Origin of the sequence: Saccharomonospora xinjiangensis XJ-54 (assembly GCF_000258175.1) — a bacterium.
In the GTDB taxonomy this organism is placed as follows: domain Bacteria; phylum Actinomycetota; class Actinomycetes; order Mycobacteriales; family Pseudonocardiaceae; genus Saccharomonospora; species Saccharomonospora xinjiangensis.
Genome location: NZ_JH636049.1, coordinates 3436044 through 3456518, shown reverse-complemented (window position 1 = coordinate 3456518; position 20475 = coordinate 3436044). Strand labels below are relative to the sequence as shown.

Genomic DNA, 20475 nt, shown 5'->3' with positions numbered 1-20475 from the left:
GCCGGCACCGCCGCCGACCCTGCCCAGCCTAGTCCGCCTGCTTGCGGCGAAGACGTGGCACGAGTGAGACGAGCGCGGCGACTACCAGACCACCACACGTGATCCAGAACACGGCCGAGGTGTCGAACATCGCCACCGCCACCGCACCGAACGCGAGCAACGCGGCCCACAGGTAGATGAGCAGCACCGCCCTGCGCTGCGAATGCCCGATCTCCAGCAGCCTGTGGTGCAGGTGCATCTTGTCTGCGGCGAACGGGCTCTCCCCTCGTCGCGTGCGCCGGACGACGGCGAGCACGAGGTCGAGCAGCGGGAGGAACAGCACGGCCGCCACGACGAACAGCGGCGAGAGCAGGGCGACGACGTCCGTGGCGTCGAACGACGTGTACACGATGCGGCCCGACGCCGACGTGCTCGCGGCGGCCAGCATCAGCCCGATCATCATCGAGCCCGAGTCGCCCATGAAGATCTTCGCGGGCTGGAAGTTGTGCGGGAGGAATCCCAGACACGCACCGGCGAGCGTGGCGGCGATGAGTGCGGGCGGATATGTACTCACCTCGCCGCCGGACGAGTGGAGCAGCCAGAGGGTGAACGTGCACGTCGCCGCAGCCGCGATGAGCCCGAGTCCGCTCGCGAGCCCGTCAAGGCCATCGACGAAGTTCATCGCGTTGACCATGACGACGACCAGCAGCACGACCAGAAGGCCACCCTGGTTGCGGTCGAACATCAGGACGTTGCCGACCGCGTCGGCGTCACCGCCCCACGGCACCCACAGCGAGACCCACTGAACGCCGAACAGGACGAGAATGCCCGCGCACATGACCTGACCGGCGAGTTTGGTCCACGCGTCCAGCTCGAACCGGTCATCGAGCGCGCCGATGAGCACGATCACACCGCCACCGATGAGGACGGCCACGGGATCGTAGGAGTACTCGAAGGCCCTTCTGAGCACCGGAAGCTGGTGGGCGAGCGCCATGCCCCCGACCACGCCGAAATACATCGCGAGCCCGCCCATCCTCGGGATCGGGACGACGTGAACATCGCGTTGACGCGGGACGGCGACGGCCTTGACCTTGATCGCGAAGCGGCGCACCAGTGCGGTGAGCAGATAGGTCAACGCGGCTGAGACAAGCGCGACGAGAAGGTACTCGCGGATGGGAAGACCGGTGGGGACGGCGGAGTTCACGGCCGCGTCACCCTCCGAAAAACACGAACGGGTTGTTCACAGTGTGCAACGCTACCGCTACCGCTACCGCTCACTGTGCCCGGCCGATCTCCATGCCGAGGGCCTCCGACACCGCCTCGGCACTGACGGCGCCCTCACGAAGCAGGGACGGCGCCTCACCGGTGAGATCGACGATCGTCGAGGGCACGGGGTCGCCGCTCGGACCTCCGTCAAGGTAGACGGTGACGGAATCGCCGAGCTGGTCGAGTGCCTCCTGAGCCGTGGAGGCGGGGGGCTGCCCCGACACGTTGGCGCTCGACACCGCCATGGGGCCGACCTCACGCAGCAGTTCGAGCGCCACCGGATGCAGCGGCATGCGGAGCATCACCGTGCCCCTCGTGCTTCCGAGGTTCCACTGGAGGCTCGGCGCGTGCGGAACGACGATCGAGAGATCACCGGGCCAGAACGCCTCGATGAGCGTTCTCGCCTGCTGGGAGAGGCCGAGCACCAGCCCGTCCACTGTGGACCACGAGCCGACGAGGACGCCGACGGGCATGTCCGGTCCCCGGTTCTTGGCCCGCAGCAGTGCGTGCACGGCCTCCGCGTCGAAGGCGTCGGCACCGATCCCGTAGACGGTGTCGGTCGGCAGGACGACGAGCCTGCCGGAACGCACCGCCGAAGCTGCGGCTTTAAGCCCGTCTGACCTCGTGTGCGGATCACCGCAGTCGTACACCGCGCTCATGCGCGCCAAGCTTAGCGATGCCCTCGCACCGGCCCACGGCCCACGGCGGTCAGGCCCTGCGGGCGGTGACGAACCGGGGACGCCCCACGAGATCGGTGTGATCGGCCACGTCGGTGAGCACCCGCCGCGCCTCTAACAGTGGTGGAACCGCGCGCGCGTGGGTGTCGTCGTGCTCGATGGCCACACCACCCCCCGGCCTCAGCAGGCGGGCCGCCATCGTGACGACGTGCTTGATGACTCCGAGGCCGCCCTGCTCGGCGAACACGGCTTGCGGCGGGTCGTAGTCGGCGACCTCAGGTGGAACGGGGGTGCCCTGTGGCACGTAAGGCGGGTTGCACAGGACGAGATCGACGAGCCCGTCCAGTTCCGCGAACACCGTGTCGTCCGTCACATCGCCGGAGTACAGGCGGATCGGGGTGTCCCCTGCCTCGGCGCGGAGATCGGCGTTGTGGCGCGCCCACGCCAGCGCGTCGGGGTCGTTGTCGAGCGCGTAGACGACCGCGTCCGGCCTGGCGTTCGCCACGGCGAGCGCGAGTACCCCCGACCCCGTGCACAGGTCAACGACCACCGGATACTCGCGGCCCTTGAGCACCTTCAGCCCCCACTCCAGCAGTAATTCGGTCTCGGGCCTCGGCACGAACACCCCGGGGCCGACCCGCACGCTGATACCGCCGAGCACGGCCTCGCCGAGGAGATACTGGAGCGGCACCCTGGTGGCGCGCTCGGCGGCCAGCCTGCCGATGGCCTCCACGACGGGAGGATCGACGAGCGGGACGAGCGGCAACCGTCCCCGCTCGACACCGAGTACATGGGCGGCGATGAGCTCGGCCTCGGCACGCGGTGACGCCACGCCTGCCTCGTCGAGGGTTCGAGCGGCCTCCATCAGCGCCAGTCGCAGGGGCAGTCTCTTCACGAGGTCAAGACTTGCACACACCCCGGACAGCGTGGTCAGACCCGGACCTCACCGGCGAGGCCTTCCAGCGCGAGGCGGTTGCGCCGCAACTGCTCGATGCGGTCGTCAACGGCACGCAGCTGTCCCTCCAGCAGCTCACGCAGCTCAGGGCAGAGGTCGAGCCGCGGGTTCTCGCCACTGGCGCACGGGAGCACGACGCGGATCTGCTCGGTGGAGAGGCCGGCGCCGAGCAACGCCTTGATCTGCCGCACGCGCGTGACCGCGTCCTCGTCGTACACGCGATAGCCGTTGATGTCCCGCCGCACCCGCAGCAGACCCTGCGACTCGTAGTACCGCAGCAGCCGGGCACTGACGCCCGTGCGCGTGGCCAACTCGCCGATCAGCACGTTGCCTCCCGCCTCCAGTCTTGACCTTGTCACCGGTGTCAGACCTTAACGTCGCGTCATGACCGGAAATTTCGCGACGACGACGACAGGTTCGGGGCCTGGATTGCTGCTCGCGCACGGCGCGGGAGGAAGCGTCGAGGCCAACTTCGGCCCGCTGATCGACGTGCTGTCCCGCACACACACGGTGATCGGCGCCGACTACCCCGGCACCGGTGCGACACCGCGCAGTGCCACACCCCTGACTCTCGACGGGCTTGCCGACGCACTCGTGGACACGGCGGTGAGGGAGGGAGTCGAGCGGTTCACCGTGCTCGGGTACTCGCTCGGGACGGCGGTGGCGGTGCGGGTGGCGACCCGCCACCCCGAACGTGTCACGAGATTGATCCTCACCGCGGGCTTCGCCAGGCTCGACAACCGCACGCGCCTCGGCGTCGAGGTCTGGCGGCACCTCCTCGACGGCGACCCACGCGCGCTCGCCAGGTTCGTGCTCCACGCCGCCTCGGACCCCGTCCGGCTCGACGCACTCACGCCCGGCACGATCGACGCGGCCGTCGAGGACATCGCCGCGTCGGTCCCGCCGGGTACTGCTGACCACGTCGATCTGGTCACCTCGGTGGACACCCGTGCCGAACTCGCCCGCATCACCGTGCCGACGCTCGTCGTCGTCCCGACCCGGGACCAGCTGATCAGCCCGGCGCTCGGCCGCGAACTCGCTCTCGGTATCCCCGGCTCACAGCTCGTGGAAATCGACTGCGGCCACCTCGTCGGTGCGGACGCGCCAGGGGAATGGCTGAAGGCCGTGACGGAGTTCCTCGGCACCCGCGAGCCGTGACCCCCGGGTGAACGAGCCCTTGAGCTCCAGTGCGGTGGAGGTGTGAGAGTGGGTGCATGACGACCCGGAGCGACACCGTCCTTCTTTTCCGCAACACCATGCGGATCACCGAAGGCCATCTCGACAGCTTCCGCGACGCGATCACCAGCGCCGTTGACTTCGCCGACCGGCACGGACCGCAACTGCTGGTGCAGACCTTTGTGGACACCGAGAGGCTGCTCGCACACAGTTTCCAGCTCTACCGTGACTCCGACGCGGTCCGCACGCACTGGAAGCTCGCCGACCCGTACATCAGGGAGGTCATGGAGCACTGCACCGTGGAGCGCTTCGAGGTGTTCGGTGAGCCGGACGAGGATGTGGCGGCGGGGGTGCGATCCGGTGTCGGCCGGGACTGCCCGGTCACGTTCCACCCCCGCATCGCGGGCTTCGTCCGCCTCGCGGGCTCCGAGGCGTGACCGGGCCAGTCGGCCCCGCACGCACCCGTGACCGGCCTCAGCCGTCCTGGCCGCACGACTCCGCGCGGCACCACGCCGGTCAGGCCACGAGCACCGCGCGTTTGCGGAACACCACGAGTGCCACACCGAGCACCACCACCGCCATGCCCGCGATCACGGCCACCTCGGTCACCACATCGGGCAGGCCCGCGCCCGGCTCCGTGAGCGCCAGGAGCGCGTCCATGCCCCACGCGTGGGGAAAGAGGTAGCCGAGGGTGTTCAAGGGCTCCCCTGCCACTTCCCTCGGCCACAGGCATCCGCCAAGCATGCCCAGCACGATCCCGAGCGGCGGCCCGATGGCGGGTGCCTGTTGCGGGGACCGGACGTAGGCACCCACGAGCATCGCCGCGCCGGTGGCCACAAGGCAGAAGACGCCCACCACCACGGCGACGCCGAGCGGATCGCCCCATTCGACGCCGAACAGCAGCGCGCTCACCACGATGATGAGCAGTGACTGTGCCAGCGCGACGGCGAAGCGGCTCACCGCCTCACCGAGCAGGATGCGGCTTTCACGCACCGGCGCCGCGACGGAACGGCGGATCATCCCGAGACGTTTGCTCTCCACGAGCGCCGCGGCGACGGCCATGGAATTGATGAAGGTGAACAGGAGCAGGTTGGCGGGCGCGGTGTAGGCGAAGCCGCTGGGCTGACCGCCCTCCTCGCCCTCGCTTGTGCGAACGTCAACCGTGGCGGGCGCGGCGTCGGCCTGCGCCTGGCGCACGTACCGGGCCGCCTCCTCCGGCGTGGCACCCGCACGTTCCGCGGCGCGCTGAGCCTCGAGCACGGCGGCCACCTTGCCCACGGCGACATCGATGGCGGCGCGGGCCGCCAGTGTCGTGCCGTTGGTCTGTGCCAGGACGAGGTCGAGTTCCGCGTCACCAGGCGTGATCATCAAGCCCGCCGCCACCGTACCCCTGCTCACCTCCTCCCGCAGCTTCTCGACCGAGTCCAACCTCTCGACGACGACCTGGCCGCCCCGCTCGAGTTCGGCCACCACGGCGTCGGCCACCGGATCGGTTCGCTGCGCGTACACGCCTACGGGTAGTTCGTCGTCGCCGGACGTGCCGCCCATGGCGAGTCCCACGAACAGGATCGTCACGAACGGCATGACGACCATGAAGAACAAACCCACCCTGTCACGCACCTGCCGCAGCAGGTTCGCCACCACCAGCGCGGCGATCGGACGAGGCTTCATCGAAACTCCAATCGGCGGACGATCCGTGCCTCGGACAGGAGCGGCGAACCGGGTGCCGGACACCCCGCCGGTACGCAGTGGGAAGCCGGGAACGACATCATGCGAACCGTCCCTTCGCGAACCGCAGGAACGCCGGGATGGCCGCGAGCACCCCGATGCCGAGCAGTACCGCCACCGGTGTGGCGACGGCCGACACCCCGGCACCGGCCTCGGCCAGCTCGCCGAGCCCCGTCGAGACCCAGCCGTTGGGTGTCGCCAGGGTCGCTGCCTGGAGGAAGTCCGGCAGGTTGTACACCGGGACGATGCTGCCCCCGAGAAGCGCGAAGACGAAAGAGATCGCCATGACGAACCCGTCCACCTGCGCGTCGGTTCTCGCCCTGCTCGCCGCGAGCAGCACGAGCATCGTCGCGGCGAAGGTGTGCCCGAGCAGCAGCAGGAACACCGCCGCCGGATCGCCCCAGTCGGTGCCGAAGATGAGAACCGAGGAGACCCACGTGACGCACATGCTCACGAGCGCGAGCAGGAAGCCCACGGCCGCCTTGCCTGCGAGGGTCGTCCACAACGGAATCGGCGCGGCCCGCATGCGGTCGAGCGTGCCGAGCTGCCGTTCGGTGAGCAGGCTCCGGGCCGACGTCCCCACCACGAAGAACGCGAACATGACCGCCATCCCCGCGCCGTAGTGGACTGTCATCTCGACCTCGGCCGCCGCCACCGTGTCACCCGAGATCCGCAGCGCGGGACCGGCCGCCCCGTTGTCCTCGACGAACAGCTTCACCTCGTCGGCGGGCACGCCCGCGTCGAGCGAGGCTTTCACGGCCAGCGTTCTCGCCTCAACCAGCGCCGAGATCTGGTTGACCAGGCTTCTGGCGATGGCACCCGCGAACGGCGCGTCAACCGACTCCAGCACCGAGACCGAGCCACCCTCACCGGCACTGACACTGTCGCTGAAACCGGGAGGGAACACGAGGACCGCGCCGACCTCACCGGCGTCCAAGGCGTTCCGCGCGCCGGATTCCCCTTCGAACTGCCGGAATTCGAGCACCTCCCGCAGTTCCTCCGTCTTCATCGCCTCCCGCTGCACGCTGGCGGGGAACTCGCCACCGTCGTCGTCAACGACTCCGATCGCGGTGTGCAACGGCCCTTCGTCGCCGTCGTCGCCGAGTGCGACGCCGAACAGCGTCGCCAGCAGGACCGGCGCGACGAAGGCGATCAACACGGCGGTTCCGTCCCGCAAGCGGGACCTCAGTTCCTGGCCGACGATCACAGCCAGCGGCCCGAACTTGCTCCCCACGCTCAACTCCCTTGCCGTGGTCAGTCGCGCAGTGTGCTGCCGGTCAGGTGCAGAAAGGCCGCTTCGAGGTCCGGCTCGATCACCTCGACGCCCGTCACCGTGGCCGCTCCTGCCACGGCCGCGAGGAGTGAGGGAAGCAGGTGGCGTCCCTCGACGGCCAGCAACCGCACCGAGTTCGGCCCGGTGATCACGGCCTCGGTGACGCCCTCGAGAACGCGCAGCTTCTCGACCGCGGCGTCGGCGTCGCCGTCGAGGACGAGTTCGATCCTGTCGGTGCCACCGAGCTCTGCCACCAGCTCACGCCTCGTGCCGTCGGCGACGACCCGGCCCTTGTCCATGATCCCGACGCGGGTGCAGATGCGCTCGACCTCTTCCATGTAGTGGGAGGTGTAGAGCAGGCTCATTCCCTCGCCGACGAGCCGTTCGACGTTGTCGAGGATGGCCACCCTGCTCTGCGGGTCCACTCCCACGGTCGGCTCGTCGAGGATCAGGAGCTTCGGCTCGTGCAGCAGCGCGACACCGATGTTGGTGCGTCGCTTCATGCCGCCGGAATAGGTCTGGACCTTGTCGTCGCCTCTGTTGGTCAGTCCCACCGCGGCGAGCACCTCGTCGATGCGGCGGGCGAGTTGCTTCCTCGGCAGGCCGTAGAGCCGTCCGAAGTACCGCAGGTTCTCCCTCGCCGTCAGCTCGGGATAGAGGGCGATCTCCTGCGGCACGTAGCCGATGAGCCGTTTCGCGGCCACCGGGTCGGCCTCCACGTCGATGCCGTTGACCCGCACCGACCCTTCGTCGGGTTTCAGCAGCCCCATCACCATCGAGATGGTGGTGGTCTTCCCCGCCCCGTTCGGCCCGAGCAGTCCGTACGCCTCGCCGGGGTCGATGTGGAAGCCGACGTGATCGACCACCGTCCTGTCACCGTACCGTTTGACGAGGTTCTCGCAGTGCAGAGCAGCGGTCATACCGTCCCCTGTGGTCCTTGTCCTTCGACGTGTCCTTCGACGTGTCCTTCGAACAGTCCTTCGGGCTGGGAGGAGCCGACCACATTGTTGCGGAACCGCTGCCCCGACGGGTCCGTTCCGACCAACGCGTCGAACGGTTCGTTGCCGGTGACGACGTTCCACTCGAAACAGTTGTCCACCGCGTCGGAACCGCCCCAGTCCGCCGAGCTGGCCAGCACCAGCGCTCCGGGCATCACCGAGGGCCCCGAGGGGCGGTTGTCGTGGACCCGGTTACCCACGACCGTAACCCGCTCGACGCCGATGGCCGCGATGCCGACACCCGAGATCGGCGGGCCCGCCGCACCGAGGGCATCCGGCTCGTCTCCGCCCGCGGCGAGGGTGTTGCCGGAGACCTCGTTGTCGGCGACCAGACAGTCGCGCACCCCACCCGGCAGTTCACCCTCGTAGGTCTGATGCAGCAGGAGAATTCCCGCCGCGTTGCCGTGGCAGCGGTTGCGCAGCACGCGCACCCCGCTGGAGTTGTCAACGAACACGCCGAACGCGCTGCCGGAGAAGTCGCTGTCCGACACCACGGCGTCGGCCTCGGAGCAGAACGCGAACGCCACCCCTGCGTACTGGCTCGCGCCCGCCCTGCACCGTCGCACCGCCACGTCACCCGACTCGCGCAGGTACATCCCCCACACGCGGTTGGCGTCCGACTCCACATCGCGTAACCGCACTCCCGAGCAACTGTGGACGTACACGCCCGCGCCGCTGAACCCGCGCACCGTCAGACCCTCGATCGTGACGTCCGACGTCGCGTGGACGGCGATTCCGCTGACCACATCGGCAGGCGCGTCGTGCAGTGGCGGGATCGTCGAGGGGGCCACCGCGCCGGGCACGAGCACCGTGCGGCCCGGGCCCGCGCCCACGATGCTCACACCTGGTGTGGTGACGGCGAGATTGCCCGCGTACGTCCCTTCGGCGAGCCGCACCACCGTGTTCGGTTCCACGGTGGCGAGCACCGCCTGCACGGACTCACCGGGAGCCACGGGCACCTCGGTCGTCTCGGTCGTCTCGGCCGCCTCCGACCGGGTGCCGTTCGCGGAACTCATGAGTTCTCCTTCGCGGAAATCGTGACGAGTATGGCAAGAGCGACGATCACCTCGTGGCGTCGTCCCCAGCGAGCGGCGCCCACCACCGACGTCTCGCCGGGGGCTTCGCCGAGCCGGGCCAGCGCCGCGTCCCGGCTGGCACCGCGCACCGTGTAGGTACGCACTTCGGTCAGTTCGATGCCGGTGGCCGCGGAGATCGGAGGCAACGCGCCTGCCAGCGAGCGGTCGATCAGGGCAGGCGAGCCACCAGGCCCTTGCGCGACGAAGTCGTGCCAGGAGAACCCGGGTGGTCTGCCGCCGACCGCCTTGACGAAACCCTCCTTCACCGCGACACCAGCGGCGGTCGCCAGCGTCCGGTCGGTGTGGAGGCACTGTTCGTCCTCCGCGAGCACGTGCCTGGCGTACACAACACCGTTGCGGTCGAGCGCACGCGCGACCCGCCGGACGTCCACGAGGTCGATCCCGAACAGCATCCGGGGCACGCTCACCCCGCCACCCGGTCGAGGAACTCCAGAAGCCGCCGGGTGTAGTCGTCGCCTCGCTCGACCATCGGGATGTGACCGCAGTCGTCCACCGTGACGAACTCGGTGTCCTGGTAGCGCGCCACCAGGTCCTGCCACGGCTGCACCGGGGTCATCCTGTCGTGCCTGCCCCATACGTACAGCGAAGGGCAGCGCACCTTGTCCAACCCGTCAGGGACGCGGTAAGTGCGGGTGGCCCTGAGACTGCGCGCCATCGCGACCATGGCCGGACCTGTCGCGAGCAACTCACCCGTCGCGAGGATCTGTTCCTCGGTGAACAACGGCTCGCCGTGGAACAGGGCGCTCAGCATCCGTTCCCGGAACTGATCGGTCGCGAGCTTCACGCTGCCCCTGCGGTCCATGCTCAGGCCGACATCGGGCTCGGTGCTCAGGCCGGGCGCACCGCTGACCACGATGCCGCGGACCCGGTCGGGAAACCGGCCTGCCAGGTCGATCGCCACGAGCCCGCCGAGCGAGTTGGCACACACGACGACCTCGCCCACGCCCGCTTCGTCACAGGACTCCAGGAACGCGTCGCCGAGTCGTTCGATGGAGCCCGCCACTTTCGCGTCGATGGCACAGATCGCCTCGTTGGTGCGCAGCACGGGACGGCCGGCAGCGGCCAGCGCCCCGAACGGCTGGTCCCAGATCCACTTGCCCGCGAACAACGCGGACATGAAGGCGACGAGGGGCCCGTCGCCAGGGGTGTTGTGGTGTTCGGCGGTGAAGGTGGTCACGGGATCTCACTCCTCGGGCTGCGAGAACAGGGGGCTGGGCGGAGGGGTCCACCCGCAGTCGCAGGAAGCGCCTTCGGCGGCGGACACCATCACGTCGCAGGAAGGGCACCGCAGGTAGAGGCTGTCGCGCTCCAGTTGCCACACGCTGGTGTAGGCACCGGTGCACAGACCGCCCTTGAAGAACTTGCGCATGGCCCGCTGGTGAGGGCGCGCGTGCACCGCGCGCACGGACGCGAGCGTGTCGAAGGCGCTGAGGGTGTACTTCCGGTTGCCGATCTCGAAGATTGCCGCGCCGAGGAAACCCTTGGTGGGCCGCAGTGCTTTGACCACCTCGGTGCTGAGCAACGTGACCTCGGCACCCTCCTCCTCGTCACGGGCGTCGAGCCAGGTCAACGTGAACGCGCCAGGCTGTGTGGTGCGGTCGGTGGCCGCGCGGAAACTCGTTCCGTACTCCATGTCCGGGGTGGGCGGCGGGAGGAACCGGGCGGTGTGGCCGAGTGACTCGGCGATGCCGAGGCGATCGTGGTAGCGCCTGACGTGAACCTCGCCGTCCACGAGGCTGAGCACGTCGCAGCCCCGCACTCCGCGCACCTCCGCCCCGCCCCCGGTCACCGGGATACCGAGATACGGCGCGCGGTGCGGCGCGGTGAGGGTCCAGGTGACGACAGCGGTCGGCCCGGCGTCGGCCACCGTCTCCACGTCGAGTGTCCATTTCGGAAACCTGCGGAACACGGCGTCGAGATGGCCGGTCAGCGCCTCGCCCCGCACCGGCTCCCGCGTGTCCGGGTCGGCGAAGGAGGCGATGACGGCTGCCACCTCCTCAGCGCTGCCGGTCCGCCACGCCGACACCCAGTGCCTGGCCGTCTCCGTGAGAGTCATCGTTCGTTCCCGTCCTCGTACTCGTCGCTGCCGTACCGGTCGGTGTCGTCCTCGGGCAGCGGCGCGGACGCCAGTGCCACGGCGATCGCGGTGGAGGCCGCGTGGCTGATCGACACCCCGATGCGCGTACCCGTCTCGACCCGATCGCGCAGCGCCGCAGGCAACCGCACGCCGGGCGGGTGCCCGTGCAGGCAGGCCGTGGTGCGCGTGCAGAAGACCGATGGGCGGGGCAGGATCTCCACCTCACCGAGCAGGTCCGCGTTCGCCCTGTGAGCCGGGTCGAGTCCCAGCAGCCGCAGCACAGCGCATTTCGCCGCGAGCCTGCCCGCCCAGTGCTGCACGGTCCTGCCACTGCCCGACCGGATTCGCTCGGCCCGTGTGAAGACGACCTCCAACGGCAGCGGGTCCACCAGCGCCGCCGGTGAGCGGACACCGGCGAAGCTCACGGTCGCGCAGGCCCACGAGACAGGTTCGCTCCCTGCCTCTGTGAGGAGAGCGCCGGGTGACGCCACTTCACGGACCGTCGTCCCGCTCGTCATGTCGCGACCAACGCGGCCAACGTGCGTAACGCGGTCGGCGCCGCCATGCTCACGCAGCGAACGCCCTCGGTGCGCAGCATCCCGCTCAGCGCCTTGCTGTCCCCCACCTCGACGCAGTGCTCCGCCACGGCCAGCTCACGCATGGTGCGTGACCACAAAACCCTGCCGGTGAGCTGCTCGATGAGTGCGTCCACAATGGTCGCGAGGTCGGTTGTCGGCTCGGCCGTGACGTTGGGGATCACGGGAATCTCCGGTGGCCGAAGGGGCGCGGAGCGCACCGCCTCGGCCCAGCCGTCCACCGCACCGGCCATCAGCGGGGAATGGAACGCATTGCTCACCTTCAGTGCCACGATCTTGCGGGCCTCACCCGCCGCTGCCGTGAACCGCTCGATCGCCGCGAACGAACCTGAGACAACCACCTGGTCCGCCGCGTTCTCCAGTCCCACGACCAACGGCTCACCCGGCGCGGCGGCCAGTTCGGCGAGCTGCTCGACCCGTTCGACGGAAAGTCCCAGAACGGAGGCCATGCCGCCGGTCTCGGGGAGTGCGGACATCAGCCGGGCCCGCGCACCCACCAGCCGGATCGTCGTATCGACGTCCATGACCCCGGCCGCGCACAGTGCGCTCAGTTCGCCGACGCTGTGCCCCGCGACGACGTCCGGCTTGTGGCCCTTCGCCCGCAACACGGCCAGCGCGGCGAGGTTGCATGCCGTGACGGCAGGCTGAGCGTGTGCCGTGTCCACCAGCCGAGGCAGCGGTCCCCGCGCACAGAGCGCGCTGATCGGCTCAGGCGACAGCTCGTCCGCCCTGCGCAGGATCGCGCCGCCGACGGGATCGCGTCGCAACCAGCCGCCCATGCCGACGCGGACCGTGCCCTGACCGGGGAACACGAAACCGATCACAACGTCCTCCGGTCCCGGTCAGAGCCTGCGCCTGCGCGTCGGCATCGCCGCGGGCTTTTCGGTACCGAGGAAACCCTTCAGCAACGTGGTCGTCAGTTCCGGCTGGTCGAGCGGAATCCAGTGGCTGGAGTTCTCGACGCGCTCGTAGCGCCACGGGCCCTTGACGAACTTCGCCGAGCCCGTCATGCCCTCCTCCAACATGGCCTTGTCGCCCGTTGACCACACCCCGAGCGTCGGAGCCAGCACGGGCGGGAAGTTCCGTTCCACGCGCAGCTCCGCCTCGGGTGAGCGGTTGGCCCTGTACCAGTTCAGCGCCGACGTCAGCGCGCCAGGCTTCGCGAGTTCGCGCGGGTACCGCTGGTAGTCGCCCTCGGCACCCATGATCTCCTTGAACAACCGCCATCCGTTGCGCCGCAGCAGTTGCTCACTGACCCCGGGGAACTGGTAGAAGAGCATGTACCAGCTCGCCCTGCGCTGCTCGATCGTCGGCATCGCGAAGACTCCCGGATGCCCCACCGAGAACACCGCGAGGTGATCGACGCGACGGGGCATGAGGAAGGCGTACATCCACGCGATCGCGGCGCCCCAGTCGTGACCGACGATGTGCGCCTTGCCGATCCCGAGGTGCTGGGTCAAGCCCACGACGTCGTTGACGATCGTGCGCATGTCGTAGGCGTCGATCTCCTGCGGCTTGCTCGACTCCCCGAAACCCCGCAGGTCCGGGACGATCACCCGGAACCCCGCCTCCACGAGCGGGTCGATCTGATGCCGCCACAGGTAGTGCGAGTCGGGGAAGCCGTGCAGCAGCACGACCGGGTCTCCCTCGCCCTTATCGACGTAGGCGAGATCAACCCCGTTGACGTGAACCGAATCGGTGATCAATGACTGTCTCGCGGTCATGCGGTCTCCCTGAACAGGCGCTCCGCGAAGAACTCGCTGAAGCCGAACTCCGGAACTTCCTCCGGCGGAACCATGTTGAGCAGGCCGAGCACTTGAGCCGCGGGGTTCTCGGCCATGAGCCTGCGCGCGCGGCGACGGCGTTCGGTCGCCTCGGGGCCGAACTCGCACTGCAATGTGGAGATGACCGAGGCGCCGAACACGAGCCGTTCCATCCGGAACTCGCGTTCCTTCAGGTACGGCCGGAACGCCTCGGGCGACCAGTCGCTCTCCTTCAGGAGGATGTCGCACACCAGCCGGACGTCCCGCAGCGCGCAGGACAGCCCGGTACCCAGCACGGTGTCGGCGTTGCCTGCCTCGTCGCCGACGAGCACGACGCCCTGCGTGACGATGGACTGCTCAGGCCTCATCGTGATCGACGGCCACACCTTCAGCGGGCCGATCGGTTTCGCCGCGGCGTAGACGGACTTGCCGCCGTCGGGGAGCGCACTCAACTCGAAGTCGGCGAGGAACCGTTCGATGCCCCCGTCTCCCCGGTACCGGTGCTTGTTGTGCGTCGGGAAGTTGATGTACAGCCGGGCTCTGCCGTCCCCCTGCGGGAACACCATGAAGTTCTTCTCGCCCTCGGTGCCCATCGCCTGGACGTCCATGGGCCAGTCGTCGATCCCTTCCACGCGCACTCCACCGCCCCAGTGGTGCACGGACGTGGCCATCGAGACGCCGATCTGCCTGCCCACCCTGCCGCCTCGGCCGGTGGCGCCGATGATGATCCGGGCGCGCACCTCGTGGCTCTCCCCGTCGAGTTCGTAGCGCACCGACGGCTCCGGTCCCGCCGTCACCTCGCAGCGCTGCGCCCCCATGACGACCTTCGCCCCGGTGTCGGCGGCCTGCTCGGCGATCGCCTCGCACACCGTGTGATGAGGGAAGCCGAGCGGCCCTCCGACGCCGGGGACGAAATGCGTCATGTCCACGGTCTCGGCCTCGTCAGGGGCTACCACCTCGTCCCACTGGGTCCATTCGCGGATCTCCCAGCCGCCCCCGAACGCGATCGCCTCGTCCACACCGAGCCGTTGGGCCTCCTGTATGCCCCACGGCGCGAACCACTCACCTCGGACGATGTCGGCGTAGCGCTCCTGCTTCTCCAGTAGCACGACCGACAGCCCGTTCGCGCTGAGGTACGCGGCGGCCGAGGTGCCTGCCATCCCTCCGCCCACGATGACGACGTCGGTGTACTCCACACTCATGCCTGCCACCTCTCCCAACTCGTACGCGACTTCGCCGGGTACCGGTTCGCGGGGCGGAAGTCGGTGCCGACCGTGTACGCCACGGGCACCATGCAGACCTGCGTCACCCCGGCCGGTATGCCGAGCAACTCCCCGACCTGCCGTTCGAACGGCAGGTGCAGGCACGTAATCGTGCTGCCGAGGCCACGGCTGCGGAGTGCGAGCTGGAACGACCAGATCGCCGGGAAGATCGAGCCGTAGAAGGTGCTGGCCCGCATCGCGCCGATACGGACGTCGTCGCGCGCCGTCGCCGCGTCGGCGGGGCGGGAACGCAGCCACTCCGCATCGATCGCGCCGATGTCCGGCGGCCTGCCGAGCACGCACGGGATGACGAGCACCGGCACCTTGGCGATCTCGGCGGCCAGCTGTGCGGCGGAGTCGTTGTTGCGCTGCGCCTGCCTGCTGTTTCGCCGCCGTCCCGACGCGGTCCAGACCTCTTTCTGGTGGAACCGCCACGAGATGTCGATCAGCTCCGCGAGCCGCTCCTTCACGGCCGCCTCCGTGATGACGACCCAGCGCCAGTTCTGCTGGTTGTTCGCCGTGGGAGCCTGGACAGCGACCTCGAGTGCCTCCTCGATCACCGAGCGAGGCACCGGCCGTTCGAAGTCCAGCCTCCTCCGCACCGACCGGGTCGTGGTGAGCAGCCGGTCGGTTTCCAGCACGTCGAAGGGCACCGACGTCATACCGCCTCCAGCAACGTCGCGCCCCGCACCGACCCCGGTGCGGAGCTGAGCACCAGCGCGGTCCTCACTCCGGAGACGGCGTCCGGCTTGCGGAGGTAGTTCTCGACCGATCCGGCCCTCGGCCTCGCCAGGTCCGTCAGTGCGGGCGCGACACCGTCGGCGATCGCCAGTGCCCCGAGCGCGAGGTTCAGCGCTCCGGTCGCCGAGCGCACATCGCCGGTCAGTCCCGCGGAAGCCGTGAGCGGAGCGCCCGGCACCGAGGCCAGCACGGCCCTCGCCTCCTCTGCGTCCCGCTCACCGCCCACAGCGGACCCGACCACCAGGTCGGCGCCCTCGGATGCCACCGCGGCGATACCCCGCTCGATGAGCGCCTGCTCGCCCATGCCGGTCGCCGAGCTGTGGGACGACGCCGCGACCCTGGCGTACGGCGTGGCGCCCCTGGCCGCCGCGTGCGCCGCCGACTCGACGACCAGGCAGACCGCACCCGAGGCCGCTGCCATCGCGGACGAGCCTTCGTCGTACGGCACCGGAGAAGCCGGTGGGAGCGAGGTGGCCACGCCGTCACCGACCTCGTCGGCGGCGACCACGAGCACCACCTCGGCCTTGCCGCACCGGATGGCCTCCACGGCGCAGTCGAGGGCGATCGAGGCGGAGGCGTTGCCGTTGCAGATCGTGGTCGTGACACCCCGCAGCCCCAGCGTCTGGCACACCGCGCCACCCGTCGCGTTCAACACCACGTTGGAGAAACTCAGCACGGCGGGCTTGTTGGGGTTGGCGAGCACGCTCTCGTCGAACCCGAGCGTGCTCTCGGCCGACCCTGCCGCGGTGGCGAAGACGACGCCGACGTTCTCCAGCGCCGCCCTGCCCAGTTTGAGCTTCGCGTCCTCCCACGCCAGCCGTGAGGCGGCGATCGCCATGCGCGACAGGTGGTTCATGTGCCGCCACAATGAACGCGGCGCGAAGGTCCGGCCGTCGAGAACGGGTTCGGCACCGACGGCGCTGCGGCTCTCCGCCAGCGCGACCCTGAGCTGGTCCACTCCCGTACCGATTCCGAGTACGGGGCCGATGCCGGTGAGGACGACGTCCGTGGCAGGCAGCGCTTCGTAGGAGCGCGCCGGTCCCGGAGTGCGGAGCACGAGCGAGGCGTTGTTGCCGCCGAAGGCGTAGTTGTTCGACACGACGACGTCCATCGGCAGCGCGCGGGCCGTGTTGGGCACGAAGTCCAACGTGGCCGAGGCGATCGCCTCGTCGGTGAACCCGATCGTCGGCGGCGCCGTTGCGTTCCGGAGCGCGAGCACACTGGCCACCGCCTCCACCGCCCCAGCCGCGCCGAGCGTGTGTCCGATGAACGACTTGATGCTGCTGGTCGGCACCGCTGCGGCACGTTCGCCGAACACGGTGCGCATGACCTTCTTCTCCATCGCGTCGTTGGCGGGCGTCCCCGTGCCGTGACCGTTGACGTAGTCCACGTCGTCGGTGCTCAGCCCCGCGTCGGCCAGCGCCCTGCGAACCGCGCTGACGCCGCCTCGCCCCGTCGGGTCGGGCGCGGTGGCGTGGTAGGCGTCGGCGGAAAGGCCGTAGCCCGCCACCTCGGCCAGTGGCTCCGCGCCTCGCGCCAGCGCCCGATCGAGCGGCTCCACCACCAGAAACGCCGCGCCCTCACCGAGGTTCAACCCGTCCGAACGGCTGTAGGGCGCGCACGGATTCGAGCTGAGCGCCTGTAGTCCCGCGAATCCCGCGTAGGTCCCGAACAGCAAGGGGTCCACCCCGCCTGCGAGGACGACGTCGGCCTCACCGGTGAGGATCTTGTCCTTGGCCAGGCCGACGGCGTTGCCTCCGGCAGCGCAGGCTGTGGAAACCAGGATGCGGGGACCGCCCGCTCCGAGACGCGAGGCCACCGTGTCTGCGGTGGCGTGCATCGGCTGGTAGCCACCACCCTGGTCGGGCGTTGCCTGGCACTTGCCGAGCACCACCCCGAACCGTCCTGCCGGGATCTCGCCGAGGCCGGCGTGCGCCACCGCCTGCCTGGCCGCGACCAGCGCCAGCCTGGCCGTCCGGTCGAGCGAGTGGTCCGAGTCGGGCAACTGCCCCTCGATCCACTCGTCAGGGACCTGGCCTGCGAAACGGGCCTCGAACGCGGCGAACCGCTCGTCACGGACGGCGGTGATGCCGGACTCGCCCGAGGTGAGCCGCAGCCAGAACTCCTCGGGATCGCGGCCGACCGCGCAGATCACCCCGACTCCGGTGATGACCACAGGGCGCAGCACCATGTTCGCTCCTCACTCGCCTCCGACGATCAGATGATCGGAGTGCTCCAGCTCTTCGGGGTGATGTACGGGCTGGTCAGCGTGGTCACCTCGGCGTCGCCGACCGAGAGGCGCAACCCCGCGGCGGCCAGGTCGGGGGCGATCCTCGCGAGCCCCAGGATGGTGCCGAGTGCCACGCTGCGGACGGCGTAGACCACGTCGCCGACCTGCTCGCCGTCCACCGTCACGGGCGTGCCGGACTCGGGCACCGAGTCACCACCGGAGAATCCGATCGTGCGCCGCTTCGCGGGAGCCTCGAAGGCGGCCAGCACCGCGTCCCTGCCGAGGAAGTCGTCCTTGGTGATGTCCACGAGCCAGTTCGCACCGAGTTCGACGATGTCAGCGCCCGTCGCTTCCCTCCTCACGACGGGCTGGCGGACCTCCAACATCGCCAGTTCGAGAGCCTCGTATCCGGCGGGCACGGCCTGTTCGACGGCCTTGGTCCACAGCCGCTCCGCCGATTCGGCAGGCGCGATGATCTGGTAGCCGTACTCGGCCGTCGATCCGGTGCGAGCGAAGACGATCTCCGCACCGTCCCACGTGGTGTCCACAACGGACTCGAAGGGCAGCGCGGCGAGTTCACCGTCGATGAGCCTGCCGACCACACCCCACGCGTAGGGGCCCTCCAGCGCGAGCAGCACCAGCTCACCCGTGCGGTCGGTGATCGTCACGTCGTCACCGGCCTGCGCGCGCAGGTGTTCGAGCAGCCTGCCGCCCATGCCGACGGAGCTCTCCAGCAGGAGGCCGTCCTCCCTGCCCCACACGACGACGGTGTCCACGACGGCCCCTTCGCCGTCGAGCACGAGGCTCGTCATGCAGCGCTCGGCCGTGAGGTACTCGACGTCGCGGGCCAGCACCCGCTGCGCGTAGTCCACCGCGCCGTCACCCGTGACCTCGATCAATCGCGCTCCGGAGAGGTCGAAAACGGCCGCGCGGTTGCGGATGGCGTCGTACTCCTGTTCCAGCGTCGTGTACCGCAGCGCGGTGACGGCCTCGCCGACGGTGTCGTAGACCGTTCCCTCGGGATGCGCGGCCTGCAACGGCGATGTCAGGGCTGACGTGTCATTCACGGGTTCTCAAAACCTTTCCGTTCGAACTGGTGGCTGCCGGGTCGGCGATCGTGATCGACCCCTCTGCGACGACGGCGCCGTCCACCCTCGCGCTGACCTTGTACTCGCAGTACCCGCGACCGCCCGCGGTCCGCTCCGAGGTCAGTGACAGCGAATCTCCCGGCCGCACAGGGCGCCGGAACCGCATCGAACGCACTCCGGCGAGGTAACCGATGGGGCCCGCACCGGCGAGCGCGAAGACCACTCCGGACAGTTGTGCGAGCGCTTCGACGACGAGCACACCGGGAAACACCGCATCGGCGGGGAAATGGCCCTGAAACCACGGCTCCGTGGCGGTGACGTTCTTGACCCCGGTTCCCCTGATCCCCGGCTCGACCCGCTCGACCCTGTCGAGCAGCAGCATCGGCCACCGGTGCGGCAGGATCTCCTTGATGCGGTCGTTGTCGAGACCCGTCAGGACAGCCGGTTCGCTCGTGGTCGTCATGCCGCGCCGTCGCCGCCTGCCCCGGCGGGTTCCGTCTTCGGCAGGTCGGGGTTGACGTACTCGGCGAGGCGCGAGACCGAACCGAACACGGACATGTCGCTGTCGTAGAGCGCCACATCGAACTCGGCCTCGATGGCGACGTAGAGTTCGAGCACGTCGAGGCTGTCGAGTTCGAGACCCCGGCCGAACAGCGGCTGGTCGTCAGTGATCCACTCCGGCTCGATCGGCAGGTCGAGCCGGGAAACGATCATCTTCTTGATCTGGGCGCAGGTCTGCTGCCGTGCGGCTGCGGCGGCACGGAGTTCGTCGATGGTCACAATCTCCTCCGAAGGTGCTGTGTGCTCAGCCGAGCCCGCCGCCGTTGGCGACGAAGATCTCGCTGGTGATGTAGGAAGCACGGGCAGAGGCGAGGAAGGTCACCAGGTGGGCGATCTCCTCGGGCTTGCCCATCCGGCCGAGCCGGATCCGCGAGGCGTAGTTCTCCCGCAGCTTGGTGGGAATCACCTTGGTCATGTCCGTCTCGACGAAACCGGGCGCGACCACGTTCACCCTGACCCCGTAGGGAGCGGCCTCGTACGACAGCGCCTTGGTGAACGCGATGATCGCGCCCTTCGAGGCGACGTAGTTCGTCTGCCCGGGGAAGCCGCCGTCGAGCCCGCTTGCCGAGCTGAGGGTGACGATCGAGCCACGGCGCTGGTGCTGCATGATGCGCAGCGCCTCACGGCACGCGAGGAACGTGCCCTTCATGTTGATGTCCATGGTCTCGTCGAACAGCTCGCTGCTCATCGCGATGAGGTGCTTGTCGCGCGTCACGCCTGCGCTGGTGACCAGGACGTCGAGCCTGCCGTGCTCGGAGCGCAACGCACGGAACATCTCACGCACGGCACTCTCGTCGGTGACGTCGGCCCTGATGGCCGATGCGGAGCCTCCCTCCGACTCGATCCGGGCGACCACGTCCTTGGCCTGCTCCTCGGAACGGGAGTAGTTGATCACTACGTGGTTCCCGTTCGCTGCGAGGTCGAGCGCGACCGCCCTGCCGATCCCCCGGGACCCACCGGTGACCAATGCGACCGAGCCTGCTTCGAACATCCGCGACTCCACAAGGG

At 69.3% G+C, this 20475-nt stretch carries 23 protein-coding genes; 2 read left to right on the top strand and 21 right to left on the bottom strand.

Features of this window, described 5'->3' with window-relative positions; genetic code table 11:
* Positions 1-28: 28 nt before the first annotated feature.
* The 4 genes from SACXIDRAFT_RS15615 to SACXIDRAFT_RS15600 all read right to left on the bottom strand — a co-directional run bounded on the left by SACXIDRAFT_RS15615 (position 29) and on the right by SACXIDRAFT_RS15600 (position 3203).
* Positions 29-1183 carry a glycosyltransferase family 4 protein gene (locus SACXIDRAFT_RS15615; protein ID WP_006239559.1) on the bottom strand — a complete coding sequence of 385 codons (1155 nt, stop codon included), beginning with the start codon at positions 1181-1183 and terminating at the stop codon, positions 29-31.
* A 70-nt stretch (positions 1184-1253) separates the two neighbouring features.
* Positions 1254-1904 carry an L-threonylcarbamoyladenylate synthase gene (locus SACXIDRAFT_RS15610; protein WP_006239558.1) on the bottom strand — a complete coding sequence of 217 codons (651 nt, stop codon included), beginning with the start codon at positions 1902-1904 and terminating at the stop codon, positions 1254-1256.
* A 49-nt stretch (positions 1905-1953) separates the two neighbouring features.
* Positions 1954-2817 (bottom strand): peptide chain release factor N(5)-glutamine methyltransferase, encoded by an 864-nt coding sequence (gene prmC / locus SACXIDRAFT_RS15605; protein WP_040922214.1) that lies wholly within the window; start codon positions 2815-2817, stop codon positions 1954-1956.
* 35 nt (positions 2818-2852) lie between these two features.
* Positions 2853-3203 carry a MerR family transcriptional regulator gene (locus tag SACXIDRAFT_RS15600; RefSeq protein WP_006239556.1) on the bottom strand — a complete coding sequence of 117 codons (351 nt, stop codon included), beginning with the start codon at positions 3201-3203 and terminating at the stop codon, positions 2853-2855.
* Positions 3204-3261: 58 nt separating this feature from the next.
* Between SACXIDRAFT_RS15600 and SACXIDRAFT_RS15595 the strand changes: the two genes are divergently transcribed.
* Together SACXIDRAFT_RS15595 and SACXIDRAFT_RS15590 are read left to right on the top strand one after the other, a co-directional pair.
* Positions 3262-4035 (top strand): alpha/beta fold hydrolase, encoded by a 774-nt coding sequence (locus SACXIDRAFT_RS15595; RefSeq protein WP_006239555.1) that lies wholly within the window; start codon positions 3262-3264, stop codon positions 4033-4035.
* 56 nt (positions 4036-4091) lie between these two features.
* Positions 4092-4490, top strand: coding sequence for a hypothetical protein (locus tag SACXIDRAFT_RS15590; RefSeq protein ID WP_006239554.1), 399 nt, complete (start codon positions 4092-4094; stop codon positions 4488-4490).
* A 79-nt stretch (positions 4491-4569) separates the two neighbouring features.
* On the opposite strand, the gene SACXIDRAFT_RS15585 is transcribed toward SACXIDRAFT_RS15590, so the two are convergent.
* The 17 genes from SACXIDRAFT_RS15585 to fabG form a co-directional block, all read right to left on the bottom strand.
* Entirely contained in the window at positions 4570-5724 is a 1155-nt protein-coding gene (locus tag SACXIDRAFT_RS15585; protein ID WP_006239553.1) for an ABC transporter permease, read from the bottom strand.
* A 97-nt stretch (positions 5725-5821) separates the two neighbouring features.
* Complete coding sequence (locus SACXIDRAFT_RS15580; protein ID WP_006239552.1) at positions 5822-7015, bottom strand: ABC transporter permease; 1194 nt, start codon at positions 7013-7015, stop codon at positions 5822-5824.
* A 20-nt stretch (positions 7016-7035) separates the two neighbouring features.
* The gene (locus tag SACXIDRAFT_RS15575) at positions 7036-7974 is read right to left on the bottom strand and encodes an ABC transporter ATP-binding protein (protein WP_006239551.1); all 939 of its coding nucleotides are present in this window, start codon (positions 7972-7974) and stop codon (positions 7036-7038) included.
* On the bottom strand, positions 7971-9068 hold the full coding sequence (locus SACXIDRAFT_RS15570) for a right-handed parallel beta-helix repeat-containing protein (RefSeq protein ID WP_006239550.1): 1098 nt from the start codon (positions 9066-9068) through the stop codon (positions 7971-7973). Before SACXIDRAFT_RS15570 ends, SACXIDRAFT_RS15575 begins: the two co-directional genes overlap by 4 nt.
* Positions 9065-9556: a holo-ACP synthase gene (locus SACXIDRAFT_RS15565; protein WP_157599678.1), complete on the bottom strand. Its 492-nt coding sequence runs from the start codon at positions 9554-9556 to the stop codon at positions 9065-9067. Before SACXIDRAFT_RS15565 ends, SACXIDRAFT_RS15570 begins: the two co-directional genes overlap by 4 nt.
* Positions 9553-10326, bottom strand: a complete 774-nt coding sequence (locus tag SACXIDRAFT_RS15560) for an alpha/beta fold hydrolase (RefSeq protein WP_006239548.1) — start codon at positions 10324-10326, stop codon at positions 9553-9555. Before SACXIDRAFT_RS15560 ends, SACXIDRAFT_RS15565 begins: the two co-directional genes overlap by 4 nt.
* Before the next feature lie 6 nt (positions 10327-10332).
* Positions 10333-11205, bottom strand: a complete 873-nt coding sequence (locus tag SACXIDRAFT_RS15555) for a nuclear transport factor 2 family protein (protein WP_006239546.1) — start codon at positions 11203-11205, stop codon at positions 10333-10335.
* On the bottom strand, positions 11202-11744 hold the full coding sequence (locus SACXIDRAFT_RS15550) for a holo-ACP synthase (RefSeq protein WP_006239545.1): 543 nt from the start codon (positions 11742-11744) through the stop codon (positions 11202-11204). The genes SACXIDRAFT_RS15555 and SACXIDRAFT_RS15550 overlap by 4 nt, the downstream gene beginning before the upstream one ends.
* Positions 11741-12646 carry an ACP S-malonyltransferase gene (locus tag SACXIDRAFT_RS15545; RefSeq protein ID WP_006239544.1) on the bottom strand — a complete coding sequence of 302 codons (906 nt, stop codon included), beginning with the start codon at positions 12644-12646 and terminating at the stop codon, positions 11741-11743. Before SACXIDRAFT_RS15545 ends, SACXIDRAFT_RS15550 begins: the two co-directional genes overlap by 4 nt.
* 18 nt (positions 12647-12664) lie before the next feature.
* Positions 12665-13546: an alpha/beta fold hydrolase gene (locus tag SACXIDRAFT_RS15540; protein ID WP_006239543.1), complete on the bottom strand. Its 882-nt coding sequence runs from the start codon at positions 13544-13546 to the stop codon at positions 12665-12667.
* Positions 13543-14787 (bottom strand): FAD-dependent oxidoreductase, encoded by a 1245-nt coding sequence (locus SACXIDRAFT_RS15535; protein WP_006239542.1) that lies wholly within the window; start codon positions 14785-14787, stop codon positions 13543-13545. The genes SACXIDRAFT_RS15540 and SACXIDRAFT_RS15535 overlap by 4 nt, the downstream gene beginning before the upstream one ends.
* Positions 14784-15509: a nitroreductase family protein gene (locus SACXIDRAFT_RS15530; protein WP_006239541.1), complete on the bottom strand. Its 726-nt coding sequence runs from the start codon at positions 15507-15509 to the stop codon at positions 14784-14786. Before SACXIDRAFT_RS15530 ends, SACXIDRAFT_RS15535 begins: the two co-directional genes overlap by 4 nt.
* The gene (locus SACXIDRAFT_RS15525; protein WP_006239540.1) at positions 15506-17779 is read right to left on the bottom strand and encodes a beta-ketoacyl-[acyl-carrier-protein] synthase family protein; all 2274 of its coding nucleotides are present in this window, start codon (positions 17777-17779) and stop codon (positions 15506-15508) included. Before SACXIDRAFT_RS15525 ends, SACXIDRAFT_RS15530 begins: the two co-directional genes overlap by 4 nt.
* A gap of 26 nt (positions 17780-17805) precedes the next feature.
* Positions 17806-18885, bottom strand: coding sequence for an aminomethyl transferase family protein (locus SACXIDRAFT_RS15520; RefSeq protein WP_006239539.1), 1080 nt, complete (start codon positions 18883-18885; stop codon positions 17806-17808).
* Positions 18878-19369, bottom strand: coding sequence for a 3-hydroxyacyl-ACP dehydratase FabZ (fabZ, locus tag SACXIDRAFT_RS15515; protein WP_006239538.1), 492 nt, complete (start codon positions 19367-19369; stop codon positions 18878-18880). Before fabZ ends, SACXIDRAFT_RS15520 begins: the two co-directional genes overlap by 8 nt.
* The gene (locus tag SACXIDRAFT_RS15510; protein ID WP_006239537.1) at positions 19366-19686 is read right to left on the bottom strand and encodes an acyl carrier protein; all 321 of its coding nucleotides are present in this window, start codon (positions 19684-19686) and stop codon (positions 19366-19368) included. Before SACXIDRAFT_RS15510 ends, fabZ begins: the two co-directional genes overlap by 4 nt.
* A 25-nt stretch (positions 19687-19711) precedes the next feature.
* Positions 19712-20458: a 3-oxoacyl-ACP reductase FabG gene (fabG, locus tag SACXIDRAFT_RS15505; RefSeq protein WP_006239536.1), complete on the bottom strand. Its 747-nt coding sequence runs from the start codon at positions 20456-20458 to the stop codon at positions 19712-19714.
* Positions 20459-20475: the final 17 nt, after the last annotated feature.

Excerpts from the sequence above, each read along its gene's own strand:
- SACXIDRAFT_RS15590 (WP_006239554.1), top strand. The coding sequence starts at position 4,092 with ATGACGACCCGGAGCGACACCGTCCTTCTTTTCCGCAACACCATGCGG.
- SACXIDRAFT_RS15610 (WP_006239558.1), bottom strand. The coding sequence starts at position 1,904 with ATGAGCGCGGTGTACGACTGCGGTGATCCGCACACGAGGTCAGACGGG.
- fabZ (WP_006239538.1), bottom strand. The coding sequence starts at position 19,369 with ATGACGACCACGAGCGAACCGGCTGTCCTGACGGGTCTCGACAACGAC.
- SACXIDRAFT_RS15525 (WP_006239540.1), bottom strand. The coding sequence starts at position 17,779 with ATGGTGCTGCGCCCTGTGGTCATCACCGGAGTCGGGGTGATCTGCGCG.
- SACXIDRAFT_RS15585 (WP_006239553.1), bottom strand. The coding sequence starts at position 5,724 with ATGAAGCCTCGTCCGATCGCCGCGCTGGTGGTGGCGAACCTGCTGCGG.
- SACXIDRAFT_RS15555 (WP_006239546.1), bottom strand. The coding sequence starts at position 11,205 with ATGACTCTCACGGAGACGGCCAGGCACTGGGTGTCGGCGTGGCGGACC.
- SACXIDRAFT_RS15595 (WP_006239555.1), top strand. The coding sequence starts at position 3,262 with ATGACCGGAAATTTCGCGACGACGACGACAGGTTCGGGGCCTGGATTG.
- fabG (WP_006239536.1), bottom strand. The coding sequence starts at position 20,458 with ATGTTCGAAGCAGGCTCGGTCGCATTGGTCACCGGTGGGTCCCGGGGG.
- SACXIDRAFT_RS15550 (WP_006239545.1), bottom strand. The coding sequence starts at position 11,744 with ATGACGAGCGGGACGACGGTCCGTGAAGTGGCGTCACCCGGCGCTCTC.
- SACXIDRAFT_RS15575 (WP_006239551.1), bottom strand. The coding sequence starts at position 7,974 with ATGACCGCTGCTCTGCACTGCGAGAACCTCGTCAAACGGTACGGTGAC.
- SACXIDRAFT_RS15530 (WP_006239541.1), bottom strand. The coding sequence starts at position 15,509 with ATGACGTCGGTGCCCTTCGACGTGCTGGAAACCGACCGGCTGCTCACC.
- SACXIDRAFT_RS15540 (WP_006239543.1), bottom strand. The coding sequence starts at position 13,546 with ATGACCGCGAGACAGTCATTGATCACCGATTCGGTTCACGTCAACGGG.
- SACXIDRAFT_RS15535 (WP_006239542.1), bottom strand. The coding sequence starts at position 14,787 with ATGAGTGTGGAGTACACCGACGTCGTCATCGTGGGCGGAGGGATGGCA.
- SACXIDRAFT_RS15570 (WP_006239550.1), bottom strand. The coding sequence starts at position 9,068 with ATGAGTTCCGCGAACGGCACCCGGTCGGAGGCGGCCGAGACGACCGAG.